This is a genomic window from Actinomycetota bacterium, assembly GCA_023488435.1.
Lineage (GTDB): Bacteria > Actinomycetota > Coriobacteriia > Anaerosomatales > UBA912 > UBA912.
This window is the reverse complement of the sequence record JAMDCK010000004.1, coordinates 1-20,292: the sequence shown is the minus strand read 5'-3', so window position 1 is coordinate 20,292 and position 20,292 is coordinate 1. Positions and strand designations below refer to the sequence as shown.

Here is a 20,292-nt window from a genome sequence, read left to right as displayed (position 1 = left end):
GCATTACCGATCGAGTAGCGTCTTCATCTGCTTGTAGATGAAGCCAGCCGCCCATTCGGGCATGACCCTGGAAAGCCAGTCCATGGTCTTGGCATCTGGCCCGACCGTCACGCGATAGGCATCCCGCTCCATGGCGTCGATGATCGTCTTTGCTGCGACTGCGGGCGAAGTCATCTTGAACTTGCGCTCCTGCTGACTCGGGCCTGCCGAGGCGGGGGGCGCGACCCCGGAGTTCGTTGAGATGTTCGTCTCGATGGCTCCCGGGAACACGACTGTCACGCTCACTTTGGTCTCGGTGAGTTCCGAGTGGAGCCCCTCGGTCAGCAGCTTCACGGCTGCCTTGGAAGCGCCGTAGACGGTCTGTCCGGGGACCGGCAGGAATCCGCCCATGCTCGAAAGGTTCACGATATGCGCCGCAGGGCGTTCGAGCAGATGCGGAAGGAAAGCCTTTGTCATGTACATCGTGCCCCAGAAGTTCACGTCGATGACGCGCTCCATGGCGCAGTACTCGAGTTTATCGAGCTTCACGAATGGCTGGATGATGCCAGCGCAGTTGATGAGGCCGTCTACCTGGCCGTGTGCTTCGATGACTGCCGAAGGGAGCGATTCGACCGCCTCGCGGTCCGTGATGTCGATCGCGTGCAGGGAGAGCCTGTCTCGGTGATCGCCTGCGAGTTCAGCAGTAGCTTGCAGTGCCGCCTCGATGACATCGAGAGCCGCTACGCGAGCCCCCCTATCGAGAAGGTCGAGCACAAGTTCGCGCCCGATACCGCTTCCGCCACCAGTCACTACGATTGTCTTGCCGCCGGTTTTCATACAACGCCATCCTTCCTTGCCCCTGGTGACCCAAGTGGCCACACACTCGCATTGTAACACGGGGTTACAATCTCTTTTCACAGTGGGTCGCGCGTTGCATCCGTCCACTTCGCGCAGGCTCTCGTGATATCCTGAACACATCAATCGCACCCGATGTCGACTTTGAAGGACAGGTATCCGCAGTGCGCATCGCTCTCGCTCAGATCAACACGGTCGTGGGTGACATCACGGGCAATACCGCAAAGGTACTCGATGCTCTGAGCGGTGGGGCGCGGGCGGGGGCGGAACTGGTGGTCTTCCCTGAGCTGACGCTTACCGGATACCCGCCTGAGAACCTTCTCGGCAGGGCGCAATTCGTGATGGATAACCGCGAGGCTCTGGCCCGGGTCGCCTCGGCGTGTGAGGATGTCGCTGCGATAGTCGGCTTCGCGGATCGGGCCGAAGGGGCCTTGCGAAACGCTGCAGCGCTTTGCTACGACGGCCGGGTCCAGGCGGTCTACCACAAGCGACATCTTCCCAACTACGGCGCCTTCGATGAGAAGCGCTACTTCGAACCTGGACACGAGCTTGAGGTCGTGTCCTTCGGTGGTCTCCGCATCGCGATGACCATCTGCGAGGATGTGTGGATGCCCGACGTCGTGGCGCAAGCGGCTTGCGCAGGTGCCGACCTGGTCGTCAACATCTCGGCCTCGCCGCTGCACGCGGGCAAGGGAGCCGAGCGCGTGGCGGTGCTTCGCAGCCGAGCTGCCGACAACGGAGTGTGGCTCGCGTACTGCAATCTCGTGGGGGGGCAGGACGAGCTCGTCTTCGACGGGCGCTCGGTCGTGTTCTCGCCCGAAGGCGAAGTGATGGCGCGCGCGACGGGGTTCGCCGAGGATCTGCTGCTCGCCGATGTGGGGGGTATGCCCCGTGGTGCGCCTGGGGTGGTGCCGCTTGCGCCGCTCGCCCCGATCGTGTCTGGCACCGAGGAGGTCTACAGTGCGCTTGTCCTCGGCCTGGGGGACTATGTGCGCAAGAACGGCTTCACCGACGTCGTGCTGGGACTCTCTGGCGGCATCGACTCGGCGTTGGTCGCCGCAATCGCCACCGATGCGCTTGGCGCGGCCCACGTCCACGGGGTGATCATGCCCTCGCGCTATTCGTCGCCTGGCAGCATCGAGGATGCACTCGCGCTTGCGACCAATCTCGGCATCGAGGTGATGGAGCTTTCCATCGAGCCGGCCTTCTCGGCGATGCTGGATACGCTGCAGCCGGTCTTCGAGGGGCGCGAATCCGACGTCACCGAGGAGAACCTGCAGGCCAGAGTGCGTGGGATGCTGCTCATGGCACTCTCGAACAAGTTCGGCTGGTTGGTGCTGTCAACTGGCAACAAGAGCGAGATCTCGGTGGGCTACTCGACGCTCTACGGCGACATGGTGGGCGGGATCGCGCCGCTCAAGGACGTCTTCAAGACGCGGGTGTGGGAGCTGGCTCGGTGGCGCAATCGAGATGCCGAGATCATCCCGGCGAGCACGATGGCCAAGCCCCCCAGCGCCGAGCTACGCCAGAACCAGACCGACCAGGACGCGCTGCCACCGTACGACGAACTGGATGCGATACTGGCGGCCTACGTCGTCGATGAGCTTTCGCCCGAGGAGATCGTGGCGCACGGTCACGACGAGGATACAGTGAAGCGCGTGTGCAGGATGGTCGACCTTGCGGAGTACAAGCGTCGTCAAGGGCCGCTCGGCATCCGGGTGACCACCAAGGCCTTCGGCAGGGACCGCCGAATGCCTGTCACCAACCGCTACCGCGGCTGAGGCGCTAGAAAGCCCCTAGTGCACCGCGCACGATAGGCAGGGGTCGTACGACCTTACGAGCTGCTCGATCCGGAGGACGAACTCGGACTCTGGCAGGCCGGCGACTTGCGGGGCGAAAGCCCTCATGTCGGCCTCGAGGCACGCAAGGTTCTGCGCCGTCGGCGTGATGACGTCACCTGCGACGACTAGGCCGCTCTCGTCGATCTCGATGTGATGGTAGAGCGTACCTCTCGGCGCTTCGGTTGCGCCCGCACCGGCTCCCGCACGTACCGAGAAAGCCACAGGGCTTGTAGAGCCGTTGCCCTCGGCGAGCTCCTCGCACAGGTGCGCGCAACGCTGCGTCGCGTCGAGTAGCTCGATCGCCTGACACAGGTTGTTCATGAAGGGGTTGCGCGACGGCAGCTTGAAGCCCGCCCGCATCGCGACCGTCTGCGCGGCCGGAGTCAGGTGGCGCCACGAAAGGTTCACCCTGGCCAGAGCGCCCACGAAGAACGGGCGCCCGTCGAGTGTCGAGTGCTTGGCGTTGCTGTGGGCCGGGGTCGATTCGGTGATGAACGACTTGTACTCGGCGACTGGGCGTCGCCATCCGGCATCGAGTGCGCCGACTTCGCCGTTGTAGATCGCGTACTCGTCCTCCGATACCAGTGCGAGCATCTCGGCAGAGCTCTCGAACACAGGGACGCTGAATCCGCCGACGAGTTCGATCGTGTCGGCGGCATCGCGTGCGGCCTCCTTCAGTCTCTCGGAGATCGCAAGAAGCCCACCCGGGGACGGCTCATGCGTGAAGCCACCCACCGCAGCTGTGATCGGATGGACCGGTCGGCCGCCGATAAGCGTCGTGAGGTCGTTTCCGAGCTTCTTGATGCGCAAGGCGCGCTGCAAGACATCGGGCAGAGAGTCCGCAAGCGGTAGCGCGCTGGGTAGCCCCACGTAGTCGGGCGCTGCGAGGAGGTAGAGGTGCGTCGCATGGTTCTGTAGGAACGAGCCATAGACGAGGAGCTGACGCATCTGCTTGGTGCGCTCGCTGACTTCGACTCCCATCGCAGCCTCGATCGATTTTAGGCTCGTGACCATGTGGTTGGGGGAGCATATTCCGCAGATGCGGCTGGTGATGAGCGGGACCTCGTCGAAGCGTCGGCCGGCGACCATCGACTCGAAGAATCGGGCCGGCTCGATGACGTCCATGCGAATCTCGCGCACCACGCCGTCTTCGACGTTGACCGAGACGGTGCCGTGCCCCTCGATCCGCGCCACGTGCTCTATCTTGAGAGTGCTCATCGGACCCCCGAGGTCGAGTTGTAAAGGTCGAGCGCGACATCGAGCGCTGCGGGCGAAACGGAGTGCTTCTGTGCGATATCGCGCGCAGTGTCGAGGTTGGCATCCTCATTGATGCCTCGACAAGCTGTGCAGGGCCGACCGTGCACGACGCACACCGCACCGCATCCGGCGCGGGAAACGAGCCCCAGGCACACGATGCCCTTCTCGTAGAAGCACACGGTCTCAGTCACCTTGCACTCGGCGCAAAGCGGTTCGCGCGGTACGCGGTTCGCCAGCCCTCGAAGCGCCTTTTGGAGCACCGAGAGGAACTCAGCCGGCTGGATGGGACACCCGGGCACGTGATAGTCGACCTCGATCACGGACTCGATCGGGGTGGGCGACACCCGCCCCGCAGCCACGGTGTCCTTCTCGGCGGCGTACACGCTTTGAGCGTGTTTCTCCAGCGCTCCGTGATTCGCAAGGCCGGGGATGCCTCCCGTGATTGCACAGGCCCCGATCGCGATGACCGTCGATGCGGTCGATCTTACCTGCCGAAGCAGGGCCTGGTGTTCCTCGGTAGTCACAGCGCCTTCGATGATGGCGACGTCGTACTCGGCAGGCATGTGTCCGCTCGAGACGAGCTGCCAGTAGGACAGGTCGATGAGCCCGAGCGCATCAAGGAGCTGGTCGCCCATGTTGGTGAGCTGTACCTGGCAGCCATAGTCGCTGGCCAGGCCGATGACGACGACGCGAGGCGCCACTTAGATCGCCTCCTGGAGGTTCATCGCTTCCCAGTAGTTGAAGACCGGGCCGTCGACGCAGGCGTATTGATGACCCACGCCACAGTGGCCGCACTTGCCGATTCCGCACTTCATCCGACGCTCGAAGCTCACATAGATGCGATCGACGTGCATCGCCTTCTTGCGCATCTCGTCGATGACGAAGCGGTACATCACTGGAGGGCCGCAGATGGCAGCGTAGGTGTTCCCTGGGTCGATATCGAGCCTGTCGAAGAGCCTGGTGACCAATCCGACCTCGCCATCCCAGGTCTCGTCCGGTTGGTCGACGGTCATGATCAACTCGAAATCCTCGCGGTGCTTCCACATGTCGAACTGCTGGCGGAAGAGCAGCTCAGCAGGCGTGCGCGAGCCATACAAGATGGTCACCTTGCCAAAGCTGTGCCTCTCATCGTGGATGTGGTTGATCAGCGACTTCAAAGGCGCGATACCCAGGCCGCCGGCCACAAGCAGGACGTCGTGGCCTTTCATCTCCTCGAACGGGAATCCCTTGCCGAAAGGCCCGCGTATCCCCACGATGTCGCCGCATTGCATCTTGTGCAGCGAGCCCGTGACGTCCCCTGACTCACGCACGCAAAGCTCCAGGAAGCCTTGCTTCGACGGCGCCGAGGAGATCGAGATCGGCGCTTCACCGACCCCGAAGATCGACAGCTCGACGAATTGGCCCGCATCGAAATCGAAGGCATCCCTGACGTCATCGTCGATGAGGCGGAACTCGAAGAGTCGTTCTTTCTCGGTCAGTTGTGTGATCGAGGTGATCCGAGCCGACCACGGTAGGTACGGGTTGGCTTTTAGCTTCCGATAGGCTTTGGCGCTGTCCCTCATTCGGATCCCTTCGCCTGCAAGGCCTCGATGACGACGGCCGGGTTGATATCGGCTTTACACGCGCGCTCGCATCGCGCACACCCGACGCAGAGCACCTTCTCGAACTTCGACAGGTAGCCCCACTGCTTGTGGTAGTAGCGGTATTTGACGCGGCTGGCTCGCGAACCTCGGAAATTGTGGCGCTGAGCCACCTCAGCGAACTCGTGGAACATGCAGCTGTCCCAGTTGCGTGAACGCGTTCCTTCATCGCCGTTGGCGGCAAGCTCGTCCTTCACGTCAAAGCAGTAGCAGGTCGGGCACACCATCGAGCACGCCCCGCAGCTCAGACAACGATCGCCGAGTTCCTCCCACAAGGGGTCGTTGAACTTGGCGTCGAGCAGCAGCGGAAGCTGCGAGGTGTCCACATTGCGCGCAAACGAGCCCTTGAACTCGTTGGTGACCCGCTGGAAATCGGCCACGTCCTCGTCGGTGACCATCCGCGTCTCCACATGGTGGTCGATCAGGTCGGCGCCTTGTATCGAGCGCACCGATGCGAAATACCGGTCACCGAGGTCAGTGAGGAAGATGTCGAACCCGCGATACGATTCATCAGTGCCGAAGGAGTTGCAGAAACACGTATCTTGCGGAGTGCAACTCACTCCCACAAGCAAGGTGTTGTCTCGGCGGGTCTTATAGTAAGGATCCTCGTAGCCGGACAAGAAAACGTTATCGAGCAGCAGCAGCCCGTTGAGATCACACGTGTGCAAGCCGAAAATAACGCGCGGTACGGCGGGCTCCAGGGACGAGATCGCTTCGCCGTCGACCACCGAGAACTCCATCAGCTGCTCTTTGGGTGGCAAGAAGAACTTCTTGGGGGGCAGTAGCGTGGTGTCGTAGTCGAGCCGCAGCTCGGAAGCCTTGTCGATCGGTGCGAAGACGAAGTCATCACCTTTGGCGACCGGTCCGATCACTTCATGGTCGACCATGAAGCCGTAGACGAGGTCGGCGATATCATCCTTGGCTATCACGCGAAAGAACACCGTTGATTCCCCTTACCGCGACGGTCAAGCTCACCGGGATCGCAAACGCAGGAGCAAATGACAGGCCCTGATGATTCTAAACCGGGCACGCTCAGTCGGCAACTGGCAGGCGGACCTGCGCGAACCGAGGGTGATTTCGCCACGCACCATCGCAATCCTTCAATGATCGCGTACTGGGGTGTTGACAGCGGTTCGATGGGAGCATAGACTACGCAACACAGTTAGCATTGGCGAAGACAGCGGCCGGACACGGATGCTGGAGATTGGAGAAATCGATGTTGCGAAGGAAGAGTGTGCTACTCGCGCTGTTCGCGGCTTTGGCGGCGGCAGCGATGGCCTTGGTGGGCTGCGCCCCGGCCGAACAGCCGGCTGCGGAGCAGCCAGAGGAGGCCGCCGGGCCTCGCTATGTCAATGTCTACACCTCGCGTCACTACGGCGTTGAGCCGGTGTTTGACAGGTTCACCGAGGAAACCGGCATCGAAGTCAGGTTCACCACCGGCGCAGACGCCCTGTTGCGTGAGCGCCTTAAGGCTGAGGGCGAGAACACACTCGCCGACGTCTTCATCGCAGTTGACGCCGGTAACCTGTGGCTGGCCGCAGAGGACGGGTTGCTCGCTCCGGTGGACAGCCAAGTCCTGCAAGACAACATTCCTGCGGAACTCCGCGATGCCGAGAACCGCTGGTTCGGTCTCACGCAGCGAGTGAGGACCATCCTGTACCACCCAGATCGTGTCTCGGCAGATGAGCTATCGACCTACGAGGCCCTCGCCGATCCGCAGTGGAGAGGCCGCCTCGTGATGCGTCCATCCACCCACTCCTACACGCAATCGCTGGTCTCCAGCCTGATCGCCGAGCACGGCGAGGCCAGAGCCGAGGAGATCGTGCGTGGATGGGTGGCCAACGAGCCGATCCTGATCGACAGCGACAACGAGATCCTCAAGAGCCTCGCAGCAGGCCGAGGTGACGTCGCGATCACCAACCACTACTACCTAGGCAGGCTGTTGGAGGAAGACTCCGCGTTCCCGGTCCAGCTCTTCTGGGCCAATCAGGCTGACCGAGGCGCTCATGTCAACGTGAGCGGCGCAGGCGTCACCGCAAATGCTCCCAATCGCGAGAACGCAATCGCTCTGATAGAGTGGCTCAGCGGTGATGGCCAAGAGATGTTCGCCGGTACCAACCACGAGTTCCCGGCCAACCCGGCAGCTCCGGTGCATCCGATCATTGCCGAGTTCGGTGAGTACTCCGCCGATCCGCTCGCTAAGGAAGAGCTTGGCCGTCTGCAGTCGCAGGCCGTGGAGCTCATGAACAGGGTCGGCTACCAGTAGGTAAGGTCACTTCTTGAACAGTTCGGAAAGCTTGCAAGCATAGATGAATAGAAGAGGCCGCCTCAATCTACTGCAGATCGTCCCTCTGCTTATCGCAGGGTTGACACTACTGCCGGTGGTCGTGGTGGCCTCTTCTCTCCTTACCCCCTCGGTCGAGGTGTGGCGGCACCTGTGGGACACGATCCTGCCGGGCATGCTGCGCAACACGCTCCTGCTGGTCTTGGGCGTGGGAGTGGGCACCGCGGTGCTCGGGACCGGGCTCGCCTGGCTGGTCACCGCGTATCACTTCCCGGGCAGGAGGGCCTTCCAGTGGATGCTCGTCCTGCCCATGGCGGTTCCCGCCTACATCATGGGATTCATCTACATTGCGACCTTCGATTTCGCCGGGCCGGTGCAGTCTTTGCTCCGAGATATCGGGCTGGCTGCCCTGGTGTTCCCCGACATCAGATCGGGTTGGGGCGCCATCGTCGTCATGACTCTGGTTCTCTACCCGTACGTCTATTTGCTGGCCAAGGCCGGCTTCGAGGAGCAGTCGGCCACCGCGATTGAAGCCGCCCGAGCCCTTGGCGCGAGCAAGTCCCGCATCTTCTTCAAGGTCGCATTGCCGCTGGCACGACCGTCCATCGCCGCCGGAGTCTCACTCGCGCTCATGGAGGCGGTCGCAGACTTCGCGACGGTCAGGTACTTCAACTTCCCGACGATCTCCGACGGGATTCTCCGCACGTGGACAGGCCTCATGGACATCGGGGCCGCCTCGGAGCTCGCGGGGTTGCTGGCAATCCTCATGCTCGCACTGCTGCTTGCCGAGAGACGCCTCCGCAGTCGACGCGCTTATCACCAGTCGAAAGGCCGAACGCAGAGCAGCGACGCGGTCCAGCTGCTCGGTTGGCGCAAGGCGGCGGCATTCCTGACGTGCGTCGTGGTGCTGATCGCAGCCTTCGGAATCCCGGCTGGGCAGCTCTCGATATGGGCGGTTGGCGAAGCCGCCGAGATGACCTCGTCGGAGGTTAGGACCTACGTCGAGCTGGGCGCGAACAGCCTGACGCTGGCAGGGCTGGCGGCAGCGGTCTCAGTAGGACTGGCGCTGGTGATGGCAGGCATGGCTCGGCTGCAGAAGGGACGGCTTGTGCAGTGGGCCTCTCGGAGTGTCAACGTGGGGTACTCGATTCCCGGCGCTGTGATTGCGGTCGGCGTAATCATCCCGCTGGCCGCGTTCGACCGGACCATCAACGAGTGGACGCAAGCTTGGTGGGGTGTCTCACCAGGGCTGATCCTGACAGGGTCGCTCGTAGGACTCACGTACGCCTACGCCGTGCGCTTCATGGCGATCGCTTACAGCAGCGTCGATTCGAGCATGGACAAGATATCGCCTAACATCGTCTCGGCGGCTAGATCGCTTGGAGCCGGTCCGCTCCGGTCGATTGTGCGCATCAAGCTACCGCTGATCCTCCCAGGTCTGCTGGCGGGCGCCACGCTAGTGTTCGTCGATGTCATGAAGGAGCTGCCGATCACCGTCATGTTGCGCCCGTTCGGGTACGACACCCTGGCAATCTGGGTGTGGCAGATGGCCGCCGAGTCGCTGTGGAGCGCCGCCGCCCTCCCCGCGCTCGCCATCGTGGTAGCCGGTTTGCTGCCTATCAAACTGCTTATCGGGCTGGGAAAGCCTGAAGGTAGAAAGGAATCGTCGACATGATGTTCGTCTCACCCGAGAGCTTGCCCGCCACAGGTTGTCCGGCAGTCAGGCCGCACGTGACGATGGAGGGCGTGAGCAAGGACTTTGCCGGGGTCGTCGCAGTAGACGACGTTTCTCTCTCGATTGCCAAGGGCGAGTTCTTCGCGCTGCTTGGCCCTTCGGGTTGCGGCAAGACCACGACGCTGCGGATGCTCGCCGGGCTCGAAACACCCACAACTGGCACCATCACCATCGACGGTCGCCCAATGTTCGACGCCGACAACAACGTGCCGCCTGAGGCCCGGGGAGTCGGCATCGTCTTCCAGGACTACGCGCTCTTCCCGCACATGACGATCTTCGAGAACGTGGCCTTCGGCCTGCATCGGCAGGGAAAAGCGGTCGTTGCGGCGCGGGTGGGCGAGCTTCTGGATCTCGTGGGACTCGCGGACGCAGCCAAGCGCTATCCGCACGAGCTGTCCGGCGGGCAACGTCAGCGGGTGGCGCTCGCCAGGTCACTCGCCCCAGCCCCGGCGGTCATCTTGCTCGACGAGCCCTTCTCCAACCTCGATGCCGAGCTTCGGGTCGGACTTCGCAACGAGACCAAGGACATCCTGAAGGCTGCCGGCGCCACGGTCGTGCTCGTCACCCACGATCAGGAGGAGGCGTTCTCGCTATCAGACCGTGTCGGAGTGATGGACAAAGGCCGACTCGTGCAGGTCGACATTCCGTATACCATCTACCATGACCCCGCCGACAGATTCGTCGCCGAGTTCACTGGGGTAGTCGACTTCGTCCCAGCTACCGTGCGTGGCTGCGATCTGGTCTCGGCGCTGGGCGTCTTTCCCCACGAGGGCCCCAAGTGCCCGGAAGCGACGACCGGCTACCTCGTCGTTCGGCCCGACGACGTGCGCATCGCCCCCTCCCCGCAAGGCGAGGCGATCGTGACCGCCGCGCGTTTCCTAGGCGCCGACGCGCTCTACACCCTTGCGCTACCCGACGGCCTGGGGCTGCACTCGCTCATGTCTTCCACCAGGCTGATCGCCGAAGGGACCCGGGTCGAGATCGTCTTCGACCCCGCACACACGGTGTTCTTCCCGGAGTAGGCGGACGCATTCGCTGCGCCCGCCCGGCTCGCGCTCCCCACTCGCGGCTCTACCCCGGAGTCCCCACCGGGATTATGTAGAGCGGGTCCTCCTCGGCAGGTGCGCCTAGCAGGCGCCGGATGTCGGCATCGATGAACGCACCGATCATCACGGATCCACGCCCCTGGTGCACCGCCATCAGCGAGAGGTTCTGGGCGGCGTGACCGACCTCCATGTGGACGTAGCGCCGCCCGCGATCGCCGTACCGACCTTCCGTTCGCGCGTAGACCGCGTTGATGATGAAGACCGCCGGCGCCTGCGCGATGAACATCTGCCCTAGCGAGGCAATGGCCAGCGGCCCGCGGATGTCCGAGTCGCCCGCATCCTCCAGCTCATGTCGCCGTGGGATGTAGCGCCGCACGCCCTCGGCGGTCGCCACGTAGGTCTCCAGCGGGTATAGCGCACCTGCCGAAGGGGCGGCTCGGAAGCCAGCATCTTGAAGCGTGATGCCCTGAGCGGACCACAGCAGCTGCAAGATGTCTGCGTCGGAGATCGGGTCGTTGGTGAATGAGCGGATCGACCGTCGGCGCTCGATCGCCGAGAGCAGAGCGTCACCGGCACCCGCGCCAGCTGGGTCCTGCGCGACGCCGCCGGGTGCGGGGGCGGCAGGTTGACCGGGCTCGGGGGCGACCTCGTCCGCACGCTCTTGCGACGCACATCCCGCCAGCGCCAGCGCCGCGAATCCCCCTATGGCCATCAAGAAAGCCCGCCGGTCAGGGGTGGCGGCGGTCGGGGAGCCAGCCTCCGAATCGCCGGAATCGATCATCTCGGGAGACACGTCGACACCTCCTATTTCACGAAACAATTATCGTGGTTCGTATATCCCCACTTTGTTTACGTAAGAAACATCGTGTATCATCGGACAAATTTCTCGTTAATCAGCGAGCAACAAGAGAGGGCAAGAAACGATGTCTAAGAGTCAAAGCCCGACTTCAAAGAGTGGAATCGAGCCAAAGGGAACAGCATCCGGCGAACAGCAGTGGCATGTCTTGACTGCCGAGGAGGTCGTCGGGCTAACCGAGACCGATCCTGACGGACTGTCAGAGGCGGAAGCGGCCAAGAGGCTTGCAACGTACGGTCCCAACGTGATCTCGAGGGGCAAAGGCGACACCGTCCTCGACCTGATCTGGCGGCAGATCAACAACCCACTCATCTGGGTGCTGATCGTCTCGGCATTCGTGGCGATGATTGCGGATCCGACCGGTGGCATCAAGAACGGCCTGGTTATCCTTGCGGTCGTTGTCATCAATACGATCATCGGGTTCATCCAGGAGTACAAGGCCGGTAAGGCCATCGAAGCCCTCTCGCGCATGGTGCCGGAGAACGTCTCCCTCATGCGCGGCGGCAAGAAGGTCACGCTTCCCGCCACCGACCTGGTGCCAGGTGATGTAGTGCTTCTCGCCAGCGGGGATCGGGTGCCCGCGGACATGCGCCTCATCCAATCCCGCACGCTTCAGATCGAAGAGGCCGCTCTCACAGGAGAGTCGGTTCCGTCAGCTAAAGAGCTCCCGCCGGTCGCCCCCGAGTCGGGAATCGGCGATCGCACCTGCATGACGTTCGCAGGCACGCTGGTGACTTACGGCACCGGTACCGCAGTCGTGGTAGAGACTGCCGATAACACCGAGCTCGGACGCATCTCGACGATGCTCAAGGAGACCACCGACCTGGAGACACCGCTTACCCGGGACCTCCACAAGATCGGTATGATCATCACGGTAGCGATCGTCAGCATATCAGTCGTCATGCTCGCCGTTGGTACCTGGCGGACTGTGAACGAAACGGGCGCCGAACTCTTCATGGCGTTCCGCGAGACCGTCATATTTGCGATCGCACTTGCAGTTGGAGCAATCCCGGAGGGTCTGCCGGCGATCGTCACGATCGCGCTTGCCATCGGTGTCCAGCGCATGGCCGCACGTAACGCCGTCGTCCGCAAGCTACCCGCAGTCGAGACTCTTGGCTCGACGACCGTGATCTGCAGTGACAAGACCGGTACGCTGACCCGCAACGAAATGACCGTCCAGGAGCTGTGGACCCCGGCATCCGGCGCGGTGTCGGTGACTGGAGTCGGCTACGAGCCAACCGGTCACATGGTGCGCAACGGCGACAAGTTCGCCGATCTGTCCTCGGACTTCAGGGAACTCCTGATGGTCGGCGCTGTCTGCAACGACGCATCTCTTGAGAACGCCGAGGGCGCCTGGAAGATCAACGGTGACCCCACCGAGGGTGCACTGCTCGTATCCGCCGAAAAGGCTGGCATGAGCGCTGACGCTCTCCGTAAAGAGTACGACCGTCTCGACGCCATACCGTTCGAGTCCGAGAACCAGTTCATGGCGACTCTCAATGCACGCGACGGCGGAGTGCTCCTGATAAAGGGTGCCCCCGAGGCGATCCTCAGCCGCTGCAATACCGCCATGGAAGTCGACCTCGATCACGACACCGTCCTGCGAGAGGTCGAGGCCCTAGCCGCCCGCGGCATGCGGGTTCTGGCATTCGCCTCGAAGGCGGTGCCGGGCATGACAGCGGTCGAGATGAGCGACACCGATGGCGACTTCACCTTCCTCGGCCTTCAGGGGATGATCGATCCGCCCAGGCCTGAGGCTATGGCTGCTATCAAACTGTGTCACCAGGCTGGCATCGAAGTGAAGATGATCACCGGTGACCACAAAGGCACCGCGCAGGCGATCGCCGAGCAGATCGACATCCTGCCCAAAAACCCAGATGCCCCCAGGGTCTACACCGGCGTACAGCTCGCCGAGATGTCCGAGGCCGAGCTCGTCGAGGCAGCCAGCTCATGCAACGTATTCGCCCGCGTGGCGCCCGAGCACAAGCTCAGGCTCGTGAACGCCCTGCAGAGCCGGAGCCACATCGTCGCCATGACGGGTGACGGCGTCAACGATGCACCGGCGCTCAAGCAATCCAACATCGGTGTCGCCATGGGCATCACCGGAACCGCTGTCTCCAAGGAAGCATCGGAGATCGTGCTGGTCGACGACAACTTCGCTTCGATCGCGGCGGCTGTCGAGGAAGGCCGAAGGGTCTACGACAACCTCATCAAGTCGCTGGCATTCGTCCTGCCGACCAACCTGGGACTCGCGCTCATCCTTATCTGGGCGGTCATCTTCTTCCCCTTCGGCGATGTGACGAAGATCGTTGACGGAGTGTCTGTGACAGTCAGCGAACTCCTTCTGCCGATGGGTCCGACCCAGCTACTCTGGATCAACCTGATCGCCGCAGTCGCTCTGGCCCTTCCGTTGGCCTTCGAAGCCAAGGAGCCCGGAATCATGAATCGCAAGCCCAGGGATCCGGATGCACCGGTACTCAGCGGTTTCGTCATCATGCGTGTGGTCATCGTCGCTGTGTTGATGACTGCAGGCGCGGTGGCACTGTTCAGCTACGTGTACGCTGCGGGTGGCAGTCAGCCAGGAGCACTGGCTACAGCGCAGACAGCGGCTGTCACCACGGTCATCATGTTCCAGATCTTCTATCTGCTCAACTGCCGTTCACTCAAGAACTCGATCCTGGAGATCGGGGTCCTGTCGAACAAGACCGTGTTCATAGGAATCGCATCGATCCTGGTGTTGCAGGCGATCTTCATCTACGCTCCGTTCATGAACAGCATCTTCGGGTCGGCACCACTTGAGCCCGGGCAGATCCTGATGGCGGCTGCAGCGGGGACGATCATCCTGCCGGTGATCAGCTTCGAGAAGTGGCTGCGCAAGCGCAAGGGCGCATAGCCACTGCTGGAGCCTGACGCAAGCAAACCTAGGCACCCGGTCATCACTCGATGGCCGGGTGCTAAACTTTATCCAGCCGACCCATGAAGCTGGGTCGCGATGACCAAGGGGCGAGACCGATGATGAACATCCTACGCTGCATGAGTACCCAGCACCCCGACAACGCCGCGGTGCCCTTCTTCTCCTCGACTTCGGTCTTGGCGGGGGAGGACGAGATCCGAGAGGCGTTCTACGCCTACTCCCACCTGGGCTGCGATGAGCAGATGTGGGATGCCGAAGGCAAGGAGATCGACACCTACGTCGTCAAGAAGCTACTATCGTTCTACGAGGACTACTTCCGCGAGAACGTGCTCGGCGAGGATCTCCGTCTCACGCTGCGGGTTCCCAACCCAACCGTCGAGACCGCCGAGGCCAAGATCCTCCTGGAGACGCTTGAGAGCATACCGCGCTCACACGACGCGTTCACTCAAGAACTCGATCCTGGAGATCGGGGTCCTGTCGAACAAGACCGTGTTCATAGGAATCGCATCGATCCTGGTGTTGCAGGCGATCTTCATCTACGCTCCGTTCATGAACAGCATCTTCGGGTCGGCACCACTTGAGCCCGGGCAGATCCTGATGGCGGCTGCAGCGGGGACGATCATCCTGCCGGTGATCAGCTTCGAGAAGTGGCTGCGCAAGCGCAAGGGCGCATAGCCACTGCTGGAGCCTGACGCAAGCAAACCTAGGCACCCGGTCATCACTCGATGGCCGGGTGCTAAACTTTATCCAGCCGACCCATGAAGCTGGGTCGCGATGACCAAGGGGCGAGACCGATGATGAACATCCTACGCTGCATGAGTACCCAGCACCCCGACAACGCCGCGGTGCCCTTCTTCTCCTCGACTTCGGTCTTGGCGGGGGAGGACGAGATCCGAGAGGCGTTCTACGCCTACTCCCACCTGGGCTGCGATGAGCAGATGTGGGATGCCGAAGGCAAGGAGATCGACACCTACGTCGTCAAGAAGCTACTATCGTTCTACGAGGACTACTTCCGCGAGAACGTGCTCGGCGAGGATCTCCGTCTCACGCTGCGGGTTCCCAACCCAACCGTCGAGACCGCCGAGGCCAAGATCCTCCTGGAGACGCTTGAGAGCATACCGCGCTCACACGACGCGGCCCGCCTCTTCTACGATCGCGATGTCTCGCCGATCTTCGAGGTCATCTTGCCGATGACCACCTCGGCATCGGACGTGGACCGCGTGTACCGCTACTATCGCGACTTCATCGCTGGGCGCCAGAACCTGCGGTTCAGTGACGGCGACATCACGATCTCCGAGTGGATAGGTGAGTTCGCACCCGATCGGGTCGAGGTGATCCCGCTCTTCGAGGACCTGCCCAGCATGCTGGCGGCCGGAGACATAGTCGAAGAGTACCTCGGCGACAAGGACGTCACCGACCAAAGGGTGTTCTTGGCGCGTTCGGACACGGCGATGAACTACGGCTTCGTCTCGGCGGCGCTGTCCAACCTGATCGCGCTACATCGCATCGAGGAGCTGGCCGCGCGCAGAGGGGTGCGCCTGCACCCGATCATCGGCATGGGTTCGGCGGCCTTCCGAGGCGGCCTTTCCCCCCGCACTGCCGAGCGCATCGGGCGCGACTACCCCAGCGTCGTGACGTTCACCATCCAGTCGGCCTTCAAGTACGATAATCCGCCTCACGAGGTCCAGGACGCTATTCGGGTACTCAAGGAGCGTGAAGTGGGCAGAGCGGTCCCTGTGGACGCTGAGAGGGCTATGCCTGTCATCGAGGCCACGAGCGCCTTGTACCGCCGAAGGGTCGGCGAGCTCGCCGACACCATCAACCTGTTGGCGCGATCGATGCCGCAGCGCCGCGCGCGCAAGCTCCACGTCGGACTTTTCGGCTACGCTCGGCAGATGGACGGGGTGAAGTTGCCCCGGGCGATCGGATTCACTTGCGCCCTGTACTCGGCGGGGCTTCCGCCGGAGCTGCTCGGCTTCGAGGCGCTGACCGATAGCGACATCGCGTACCTGAGAGAAGCGCTTCCGTCGTTCGACGAGACGATCTCAGAGGCGCTGCGCTACTGCGATTTGGACGGCCCACTGGCCGCAGGACCCCTGCGCGATGCGGTGCTTAGGGCCGGATACGACTGGGCGCCCGAGAGCTCACACCTTGAAGTGGTGCGAAACATCTCGAGCGCCCTAGAGGACGGGCGTGAGCAGCAGGTCGCGGATCTGGTGATCCGAGGCGCGCGCATACGCCGCTTCCTAGGCTGACGCCCAGGCGTCCTACTCCATACAGGTGACTTCGCAGGCGTTGACCTCGGCCAACGTGATCTGCCTGACTTCGATGGCCTGCTTGGGGCACATCACGGCGCACAGACCGCAGCCCTTGCACCGTGCCGCAACGATGAAGCTCTTCTTGCGGCTTGCAAGGAAGCGGACAGCGTTTGGCTCAGGGCACACCTGGGTGCAAAGCCTGCACCCTACACACTTGCTCTCGTCGACGAATCCAGCGGAATACATCTACGAACTCCTCACTTCTCAGGCGTTCGCCCTGGCGGCGACAGCGGTTCGGGCCCGGTCATAGGTCTCTTTCAGCACCTTGGCATTGCTAGCGAGCAGCTTCTCGATCTTGTCGTACTGCTTCTTGACTGCATCATCGAGTGCCGCCGTCGTACCCGAAGCCACGAACTTGGACTTACCGCCGAAGCGCTCGCGCAGCGCGGCATCCACCGAGTCGAAGCTGACGATCCCGGTGGTGCCGATCAGCGTTCCGAGCATCGCCACGTTGGTCGCAAGCTCGGTGCCTGCAAGCTCACGAGCGGCATCCGTCGCCGAGAAGAAGTGGACCGATGCACCCAGGTCCTCCAGGCGGGCGTTCTCGTCGTCACTGAACTCGATGGTGGTCGGGGAGTTCACGATGATGACCCCGTCGCGCTTGAGTCCAGAGAAGAAGGGCATCGTGTAAGACTTGCCCTGCAAGATGACGTCTGGGTGGTAGACCATGATGATGTCGGGATAGAGGATCTCGCCCGAGTCATAGAGCTTCTCGTCGGAGATCCTGACGTAGCTCTCGGCGGGGGCGAGACGCTTCTCGGCACCGAAGAAGGGGTTGACCACGGCGTTCTTGCCGTCGCGTACAGCTGCGCTTCCCAAGATGCTGGCTGCTGTGACGACGCCTTGTCCGCCCAGCCCAGACATTCTGACGTATTGCCTGCTCATGAAGTCACCTCCGCGGACTCTACGGCCTTCAGGTACTCCTCGGCCTCTGGCGAGGTGTGCTCGCGGAAGGCGTAGTCGGTTGCGAGACGCTCTTTGGCGAAGGCCAGTCCCTCGGAGGGCTTGATCTTCATGTTGGTGGGGCAGGGGGTGTGGATCTGCACGTAGGTCGGGCCGACTTCGCGGGCGATCATGACCGCCTTCTCGAAGGACTTCCCGATCTGGCGTGGGCGCGCGGTCGAGCAAAGCGCGACATACGCACATCCCGATGCGACGGCGAGATCGAACATGTGGATCTTGTCGAACTTCTTGCCGGTGGGCGCCATGTTGAGAACGGCGCCGGGTCGGCTCATTCCGCTCTCCTGACCGCCGGTGTTGGCGTACAGCTCGTTGTCGAACATCACGGTCGTGATCTTCTCGCCGCGGAACCACGAGTGGAGTGTCATGTCGAGTCCGATGTCGGCGGTGGCGCCGTCACCAGCCATGACGATGACGTCCTTGACCTTGTCGGGGAAGCGCAGCGAAAGCGCGCGCTTCAGGCCGGTCGCCACAGCGTTCTGGTTGCCGAAGAGCGAGTGCACGTTGTGCAACGCCAGCTGCGTGTAGGCCAGGCTGTTACAGCCGGTCGATCCGACGATGATCGAATCCTCGGGCTTGGGCAGCGAGCCGATAACGAGCCTAAGAGCCAGGGCGAGATTACATCCTGCGCAAAGCGGATGCTCCTCGATGAGCTCCTTGAAGCTGCCGAGGTCACCAACTCCCTTCGGATTGCCGAAAGGACCGTTTGCGACCAGGTCCTTGTACTCCGAAGGCATAACATCTTCGAAGTGCGGGTTGATCTTAGTTATATCCAGGGACATCTGAGCCTCCTCAATAGACCTGCGAGCGATTCCTTAGACCCCTACGAAGTCTTTGGTCTTGACTACCTGGGCGATTACGTCCGGAGGCATCGTCATTCCACCGTAGACCCTGGGGCCAAGAACGATCCGGTCGTTGTTGGGGATAATCGATGCGATCTCGCGGGCCAGCCATCCCACGCGGTTGAACTCTGGAACCACGATCGTCTCGGCGTTGGCGAGAGCGGCGCGGATCTCCTCTGTGGGGAACGGTCGGATGGTCTTGATCTTGACCAGTCCGGCCTCGATGCCCTCTTCCTTGAGCAGCGTGATGGCCTCGCGGGACTGAGCCACGGCCGTACCCGAAGCCACGATCTGGATGGGGGCGTCGGGGTTCTCCTGCTCGATGAAGCTGCCGAGGTACTTCTTGAGGTGCTTCTTGGCGCGGAACGCTGCCGACATGGTCTCCTGCTGCCAGCTTGCGTGAGCGGCGTAGCTGATGAAGTTGCTCTTCATGACGAACGGATCGCGCATGAGCCTGAACGGAGGCGTCTCCATGTCGATGTGAGGCACGGGGGAGAGGCCAGCGTTGTAGCCGCTGAGCTTGACGTCCTCGCTGACGACATTGACCTTCTGGCTTGTGTGTGTGACGAAGAAGCCGTCGACGAACACCCCGATCGGGATGTGGACGGTGGTCTGCTCGGCAACGTCGAAGCTCATAAGCAGCATGTCGTAGAGCTCCTGGGCGTTCTCGGCATGTAGCATGATCATGCCAGTGTCGAGCATGAAGGCCATCTCCAGGGTGTCTGGCTGGATGGTCAGCGGTGCGTTGATGCCGCGGGTCATGAATGCCATGACGACCGGCAGACGCGATCCGACCCATGTGGGGAAGTTCTCGAACGCACGCAGCGTTCCGGGTCCACAGGTGGCGGTGAAGGTTCTCACGCCTGCCATCGCAGCACCGGCGACCTGGGACATGACGGCGAACTCGTTCTCACCGCGGAAGTACTCTTTCACGTAACCTTCGGCGTAAAGATCGCCGACAAGGTGCATGCTCTCGCTCTGTGGGGTGATCGGGTAGGAGATGGCCATATCGATGTTGGCCCTCCTGATCGCCTCGCGAACAGCCTCACTACCAGTGATGAAACGCTCCTCGCGCTCGGCTTCGAACAGCATGTAGGAGGTCGAGACCTCTTTCAGCTCCGGCTTGGGCCTAGACATCGGCAGCTCCTCCCTTGCTCTTCAATTCCTTGACAGCAGCAAGGACCATCTTCAGAGCGTCGTTGTTGGCGTCCCGGAGCGAGGCGTTGGCCTCTTCGTGACCATCCTCGGCGCACAGTGCCAGCGTGTAACAGTCGGTTCCCCCGCGGATGATCTTGAGGGCGAGGTTGGCCTGGTGACAGTGGACGCCGATGAAGACGCCGACGTCGATCTTGTTGTGCCAGATCGTCAGGTTGGGATGGTTCGGGTTGATCTCCACCGCGGGGTCGATCATCGGATACTTGGGGCGATAGTCAGGCATCGGGATGACCTTGGCTCCGACTTCGGCGGCGATCTCCCTGATCAGCGCTCCGCGCTCCAGTGCATACTCCGTGGTCTTCCACAGAAGTAGCGGTCCAGGGAAGAACGTGGGGTTCTTCGCCGAGACCAGGCGGTTCGCAATCACCTTGACTGCGACTTCCATGGGCACACATTCGCCTTCGACGAGCGCTTCGCCCGTCTCGGGAATCTGGGCTCCGTGCATTGCGGCGGCCGGTGGCAGGTAGCCCTCTGGGCCGGGCAGCACTTTATATGCTTCCATGCGCATACCTCCTTTGGTGGTTGACACAAGACAATAACCGCCGGAATG

At 62.3% G+C, this 20,292-nt stretch carries 18 protein-coding genes and 1 pseudogene; 8 read left to right on the top strand and 11 right to left on the bottom strand.

Annotated elements, in window-relative coordinates; genetic code table 11:
* Positions 1-3 precede the first annotated feature (3 nt).
* Positions 4-816: an SDR family oxidoreductase gene (locus M1617_00445; GenBank protein ID MCL5886769.1), complete on the bottom strand. Its 813-nt coding sequence runs from the start codon at positions 814-816 to the stop codon at positions 4-6.
* 182 nt (positions 817-998) lie between these two features.
* Here M1617_00445 and M1617_00440 point away from each other — a divergent pair, with 182 nt between their 5' ends.
* Positions 999-2,615, top strand: coding sequence for an NAD+ synthase (locus M1617_00440; protein MCL5886768.1), 1,617 nt, complete (start codon positions 999-1,001; stop codon positions 2,613-2,615).
* Between the two features lie 15 nt (positions 2,616-2,630).
* Here M1617_00440 and M1617_00435 read toward each other — a convergent pair whose 3' ends face one another.
* From M1617_00435 to M1617_00420, 4 genes are read right to left on the bottom strand one after another with little or no spacing between them, the layout of a single operon-like run.
* Positions 2,631-3,893, bottom strand: a complete 1,263-nt coding sequence (locus tag M1617_00435; GenBank protein MCL5886767.1) for a Ni/Fe hydrogenase subunit alpha — start codon at positions 3,891-3,893, stop codon at positions 2,631-2,633.
* Positions 3,890-4,633, bottom strand: a complete 744-nt coding sequence (locus M1617_00430) for an NADH:ubiquinone oxidoreductase (GenBank protein ID MCL5886766.1) — start codon at positions 4,631-4,633, stop codon at positions 3,890-3,892. The genes M1617_00435 and M1617_00430 overlap by 4 nt, the downstream gene beginning before the upstream one ends.
* Positions 4,634-5,494: an FAD/NAD(P)-binding protein gene (locus tag M1617_00425; protein MCL5886765.1), complete on the bottom strand. Its 861-nt coding sequence runs from the start codon at positions 5,492-5,494 to the stop codon at positions 4,634-4,636.
* On the bottom strand, positions 5,491-6,513 hold the full coding sequence (locus M1617_00420) for a 4Fe-4S dicluster domain-containing protein (GenBank protein MCL5886764.1): 1,023 nt from the start codon (positions 6,511-6,513) through the stop codon (positions 5,491-5,493). The genes M1617_00425 and M1617_00420 overlap by 4 nt, the downstream gene beginning before the upstream one ends.
* Before the next feature lie 275 nt (positions 6,514-6,788).
* Here M1617_00420 and M1617_00415 point away from each other — a divergent pair, with 275 nt between their 5' ends.
* The 3 genes from M1617_00415 to M1617_00405 are packed head-to-tail and all read left to right on the top strand — an operon-like array spanning position 6,789 to position 10,613.
* The gene (locus M1617_00415; GenBank protein ID MCL5886763.1) at positions 6,789-7,838 is read left to right on the top strand and encodes an extracellular solute-binding protein; all 1,050 of its coding nucleotides are present in this window, start codon (positions 6,789-6,791) and stop codon (positions 7,836-7,838) included.
* A 43-nt stretch (positions 7,839-7,881) separates the two neighbouring features.
* On the top strand, positions 7,882-9,531 hold the full coding sequence (locus M1617_00410; GenBank protein ID MCL5886762.1) for an iron ABC transporter permease: 1,650 nt from the start codon (positions 7,882-7,884) through the stop codon (positions 9,529-9,531).
* On the top strand, positions 9,528-10,613 hold the full coding sequence (locus M1617_00405; GenBank protein ID MCL5886761.1) for an ABC transporter ATP-binding protein: 1,086 nt from the start codon (positions 9,528-9,530) through the stop codon (positions 10,611-10,613). Before M1617_00410 ends, M1617_00405 begins: the two co-directional genes overlap by 4 nt.
* Before the next feature lie 49 nt (positions 10,614-10,662).
* Here the strand turns inward: M1617_00405 and M1617_00400 are convergent, their stop codons facing one another.
* Entirely contained in the window at positions 10,663-11,430 is a 768-nt protein-coding gene (locus tag M1617_00400; GenBank protein ID MCL5886760.1) for a SagB/ThcOx family dehydrogenase, read from the bottom strand.
* Between the two features lie 130 nt (positions 11,431-11,560).
* Here M1617_00400 and M1617_00395 point away from each other — a divergent pair, with 130 nt between their 5' ends.
* The 4 genes and pseudogenes from M1617_00395 to ppcA (M1617_00380) all read left to right on the top strand — a co-directional run bounded on the left by M1617_00395 (position 11,561) and on the right by ppcA (M1617_00380) (position 16,662).
* Complete coding sequence (locus M1617_00395; GenBank protein MCL5886759.1) at positions 11,561-14,386, top strand: HAD-IC family P-type ATPase; 2,826 nt, start codon at positions 11,561-11,563, stop codon at positions 14,384-14,386.
* 119 nt (positions 14,387-14,505) lie between these two features.
* Positions 14,506-14,847: pseudogene (gene ppcA / locus M1617_00390) on the top strand (phosphoenolpyruvate carboxylase).
* Positions 14,819-15,082: a cation transporting ATPase C-terminal domain-containing protein gene (locus M1617_00385; GenBank protein MCL5886758.1), complete on the top strand. Its 264-nt coding sequence runs from the start codon at positions 14,819-14,821 to the stop codon at positions 15,080-15,082. The pseudogene ppcA (M1617_00390) and the gene M1617_00385 overlap by 29 nt, the downstream one beginning before the upstream one ends.
* Before the next feature lie 122 nt (positions 15,083-15,204).
* Positions 15,205-16,662, top strand: a complete 1,458-nt coding sequence (gene ppcA, locus M1617_00380) for a phosphoenolpyruvate carboxylase (protein MCL5886757.1) — start codon at positions 15,205-15,207, stop codon at positions 16,660-16,662.
* 12 nt (positions 16,663-16,674) lie between these two features.
* Here the strand turns inward: ppcA (M1617_00380) and M1617_00375 are convergent, their stop codons facing one another.
* The 5 genes from M1617_00375 to M1617_00355 are packed head-to-tail and all read right to left on the bottom strand — an operon-like array spanning position 16,675 to position 20,244.
* The gene (locus tag M1617_00375) at positions 16,675-16,911 is read right to left on the bottom strand and encodes a 4Fe-4S binding protein (GenBank protein ID MCL5886756.1); all 237 of its coding nucleotides are present in this window, start codon (positions 16,909-16,911) and stop codon (positions 16,675-16,677) included.
* A gap of 18 nt (positions 16,912-16,929) precedes the next feature.
* Entirely contained in the window at positions 16,930-17,610 is a 681-nt protein-coding gene (locus M1617_00370) for a 2-oxoacid:acceptor oxidoreductase family protein (protein ID MCL5886755.1), read from the bottom strand.
* On the bottom strand, positions 17,607-18,467 hold the full coding sequence (locus tag M1617_00365; protein ID MCL5886754.1) for a thiamine pyrophosphate-dependent enzyme: 861 nt from the start codon (positions 18,465-18,467) through the stop codon (positions 17,607-17,609). Before M1617_00365 ends, M1617_00370 begins: the two co-directional genes overlap by 4 nt.
* 33 nt (positions 18,468-18,500) lie before the next feature.
* Entirely contained in the window at positions 18,501-19,664 is a 1,164-nt protein-coding gene (locus M1617_00360; protein MCL5886753.1) for a ferredoxin oxidoreductase, read from the bottom strand.
* Positions 19,657-20,244: a carbon monoxide dehydrogenase gene (locus M1617_00355; GenBank protein ID MCL5886752.1), complete on the bottom strand. Its 588-nt coding sequence runs from the start codon at positions 20,242-20,244 to the stop codon at positions 19,657-19,659. The genes M1617_00360 and M1617_00355 overlap by 8 nt, the downstream gene beginning before the upstream one ends.
* Positions 20,245-20,292 lie beyond the last annotated feature (48 nt).

Bases quoted from the DNA above. Each gene is read 5' to 3' on its own strand.
- M1617_00375 (MCL5886756.1), bottom strand. From the start codon at position 16,911: ATGTATTCCGCTGGATTCGTCGACGAGAGCAAGTGTGTAGGGTGCAGG.
- M1617_00415 (MCL5886763.1), top strand. From the start codon at position 6,789: ATGTTGCGAAGGAAGAGTGTGCTACTCGCGCTGTTCGCGGCTTTGGCG.
- M1617_00370 (MCL5886755.1), bottom strand. From the start codon at position 17,610: ATGAGCAGGCAATACGTCAGAATGTCTGGGCTGGGCGGACAAGGCGTC.
- M1617_00410 (MCL5886762.1), top strand. From the start codon at position 7,882: ATGAATAGAAGAGGCCGCCTCAATCTACTGCAGATCGTCCCTCTGCTT.
- M1617_00435 (MCL5886767.1), bottom strand. From the start codon at position 3,893: ATGAGCACTCTCAAGATAGAGCACGTGGCGCGGATCGAGGGGCACGGC.
- M1617_00425 (MCL5886765.1), bottom strand. From the start codon at position 5,494: ATGAGGGACAGCGCCAAAGCCTATCGGAAGCTAAAAGCCAACCCGTAC.
- ppcA (MCL5886757.1), top strand. From the start codon at position 15,205: ATGAACATCCTACGCTGCATGAGTACCCAGCACCCCGACAACGCCGCG.
- M1617_00395 (MCL5886759.1), top strand. From the start codon at position 11,561: ATGTCTAAGAGTCAAAGCCCGACTTCAAAGAGTGGAATCGAGCCAAAG.
- M1617_00445 (MCL5886769.1), bottom strand. From the start codon at position 816: ATGAAAACCGGCGGCAAGACAATCGTAGTGACTGGTGGCGGAAGCGGT.
- M1617_00355 (MCL5886752.1), bottom strand. From the start codon at position 20,244: ATGGAAGCATATAAAGTGCTGCCCGGCCCAGAGGGCTACCTGCCACCG.
- M1617_00405 (MCL5886761.1), top strand. From the start codon at position 9,528: ATGATGTTCGTCTCACCCGAGAGCTTGCCCGCCACAGGTTGTCCGGCA.
- M1617_00365 (MCL5886754.1), bottom strand. From the start codon at position 18,467: ATGTCCCTGGATATAACTAAGATCAACCCGCACTTCGAAGATGTTATG.
- M1617_00360 (MCL5886753.1), bottom strand. From the start codon at position 19,664: ATGTCTAGGCCCAAGCCGGAGCTGAAAGAGGTCTCGACCTCCTACATG.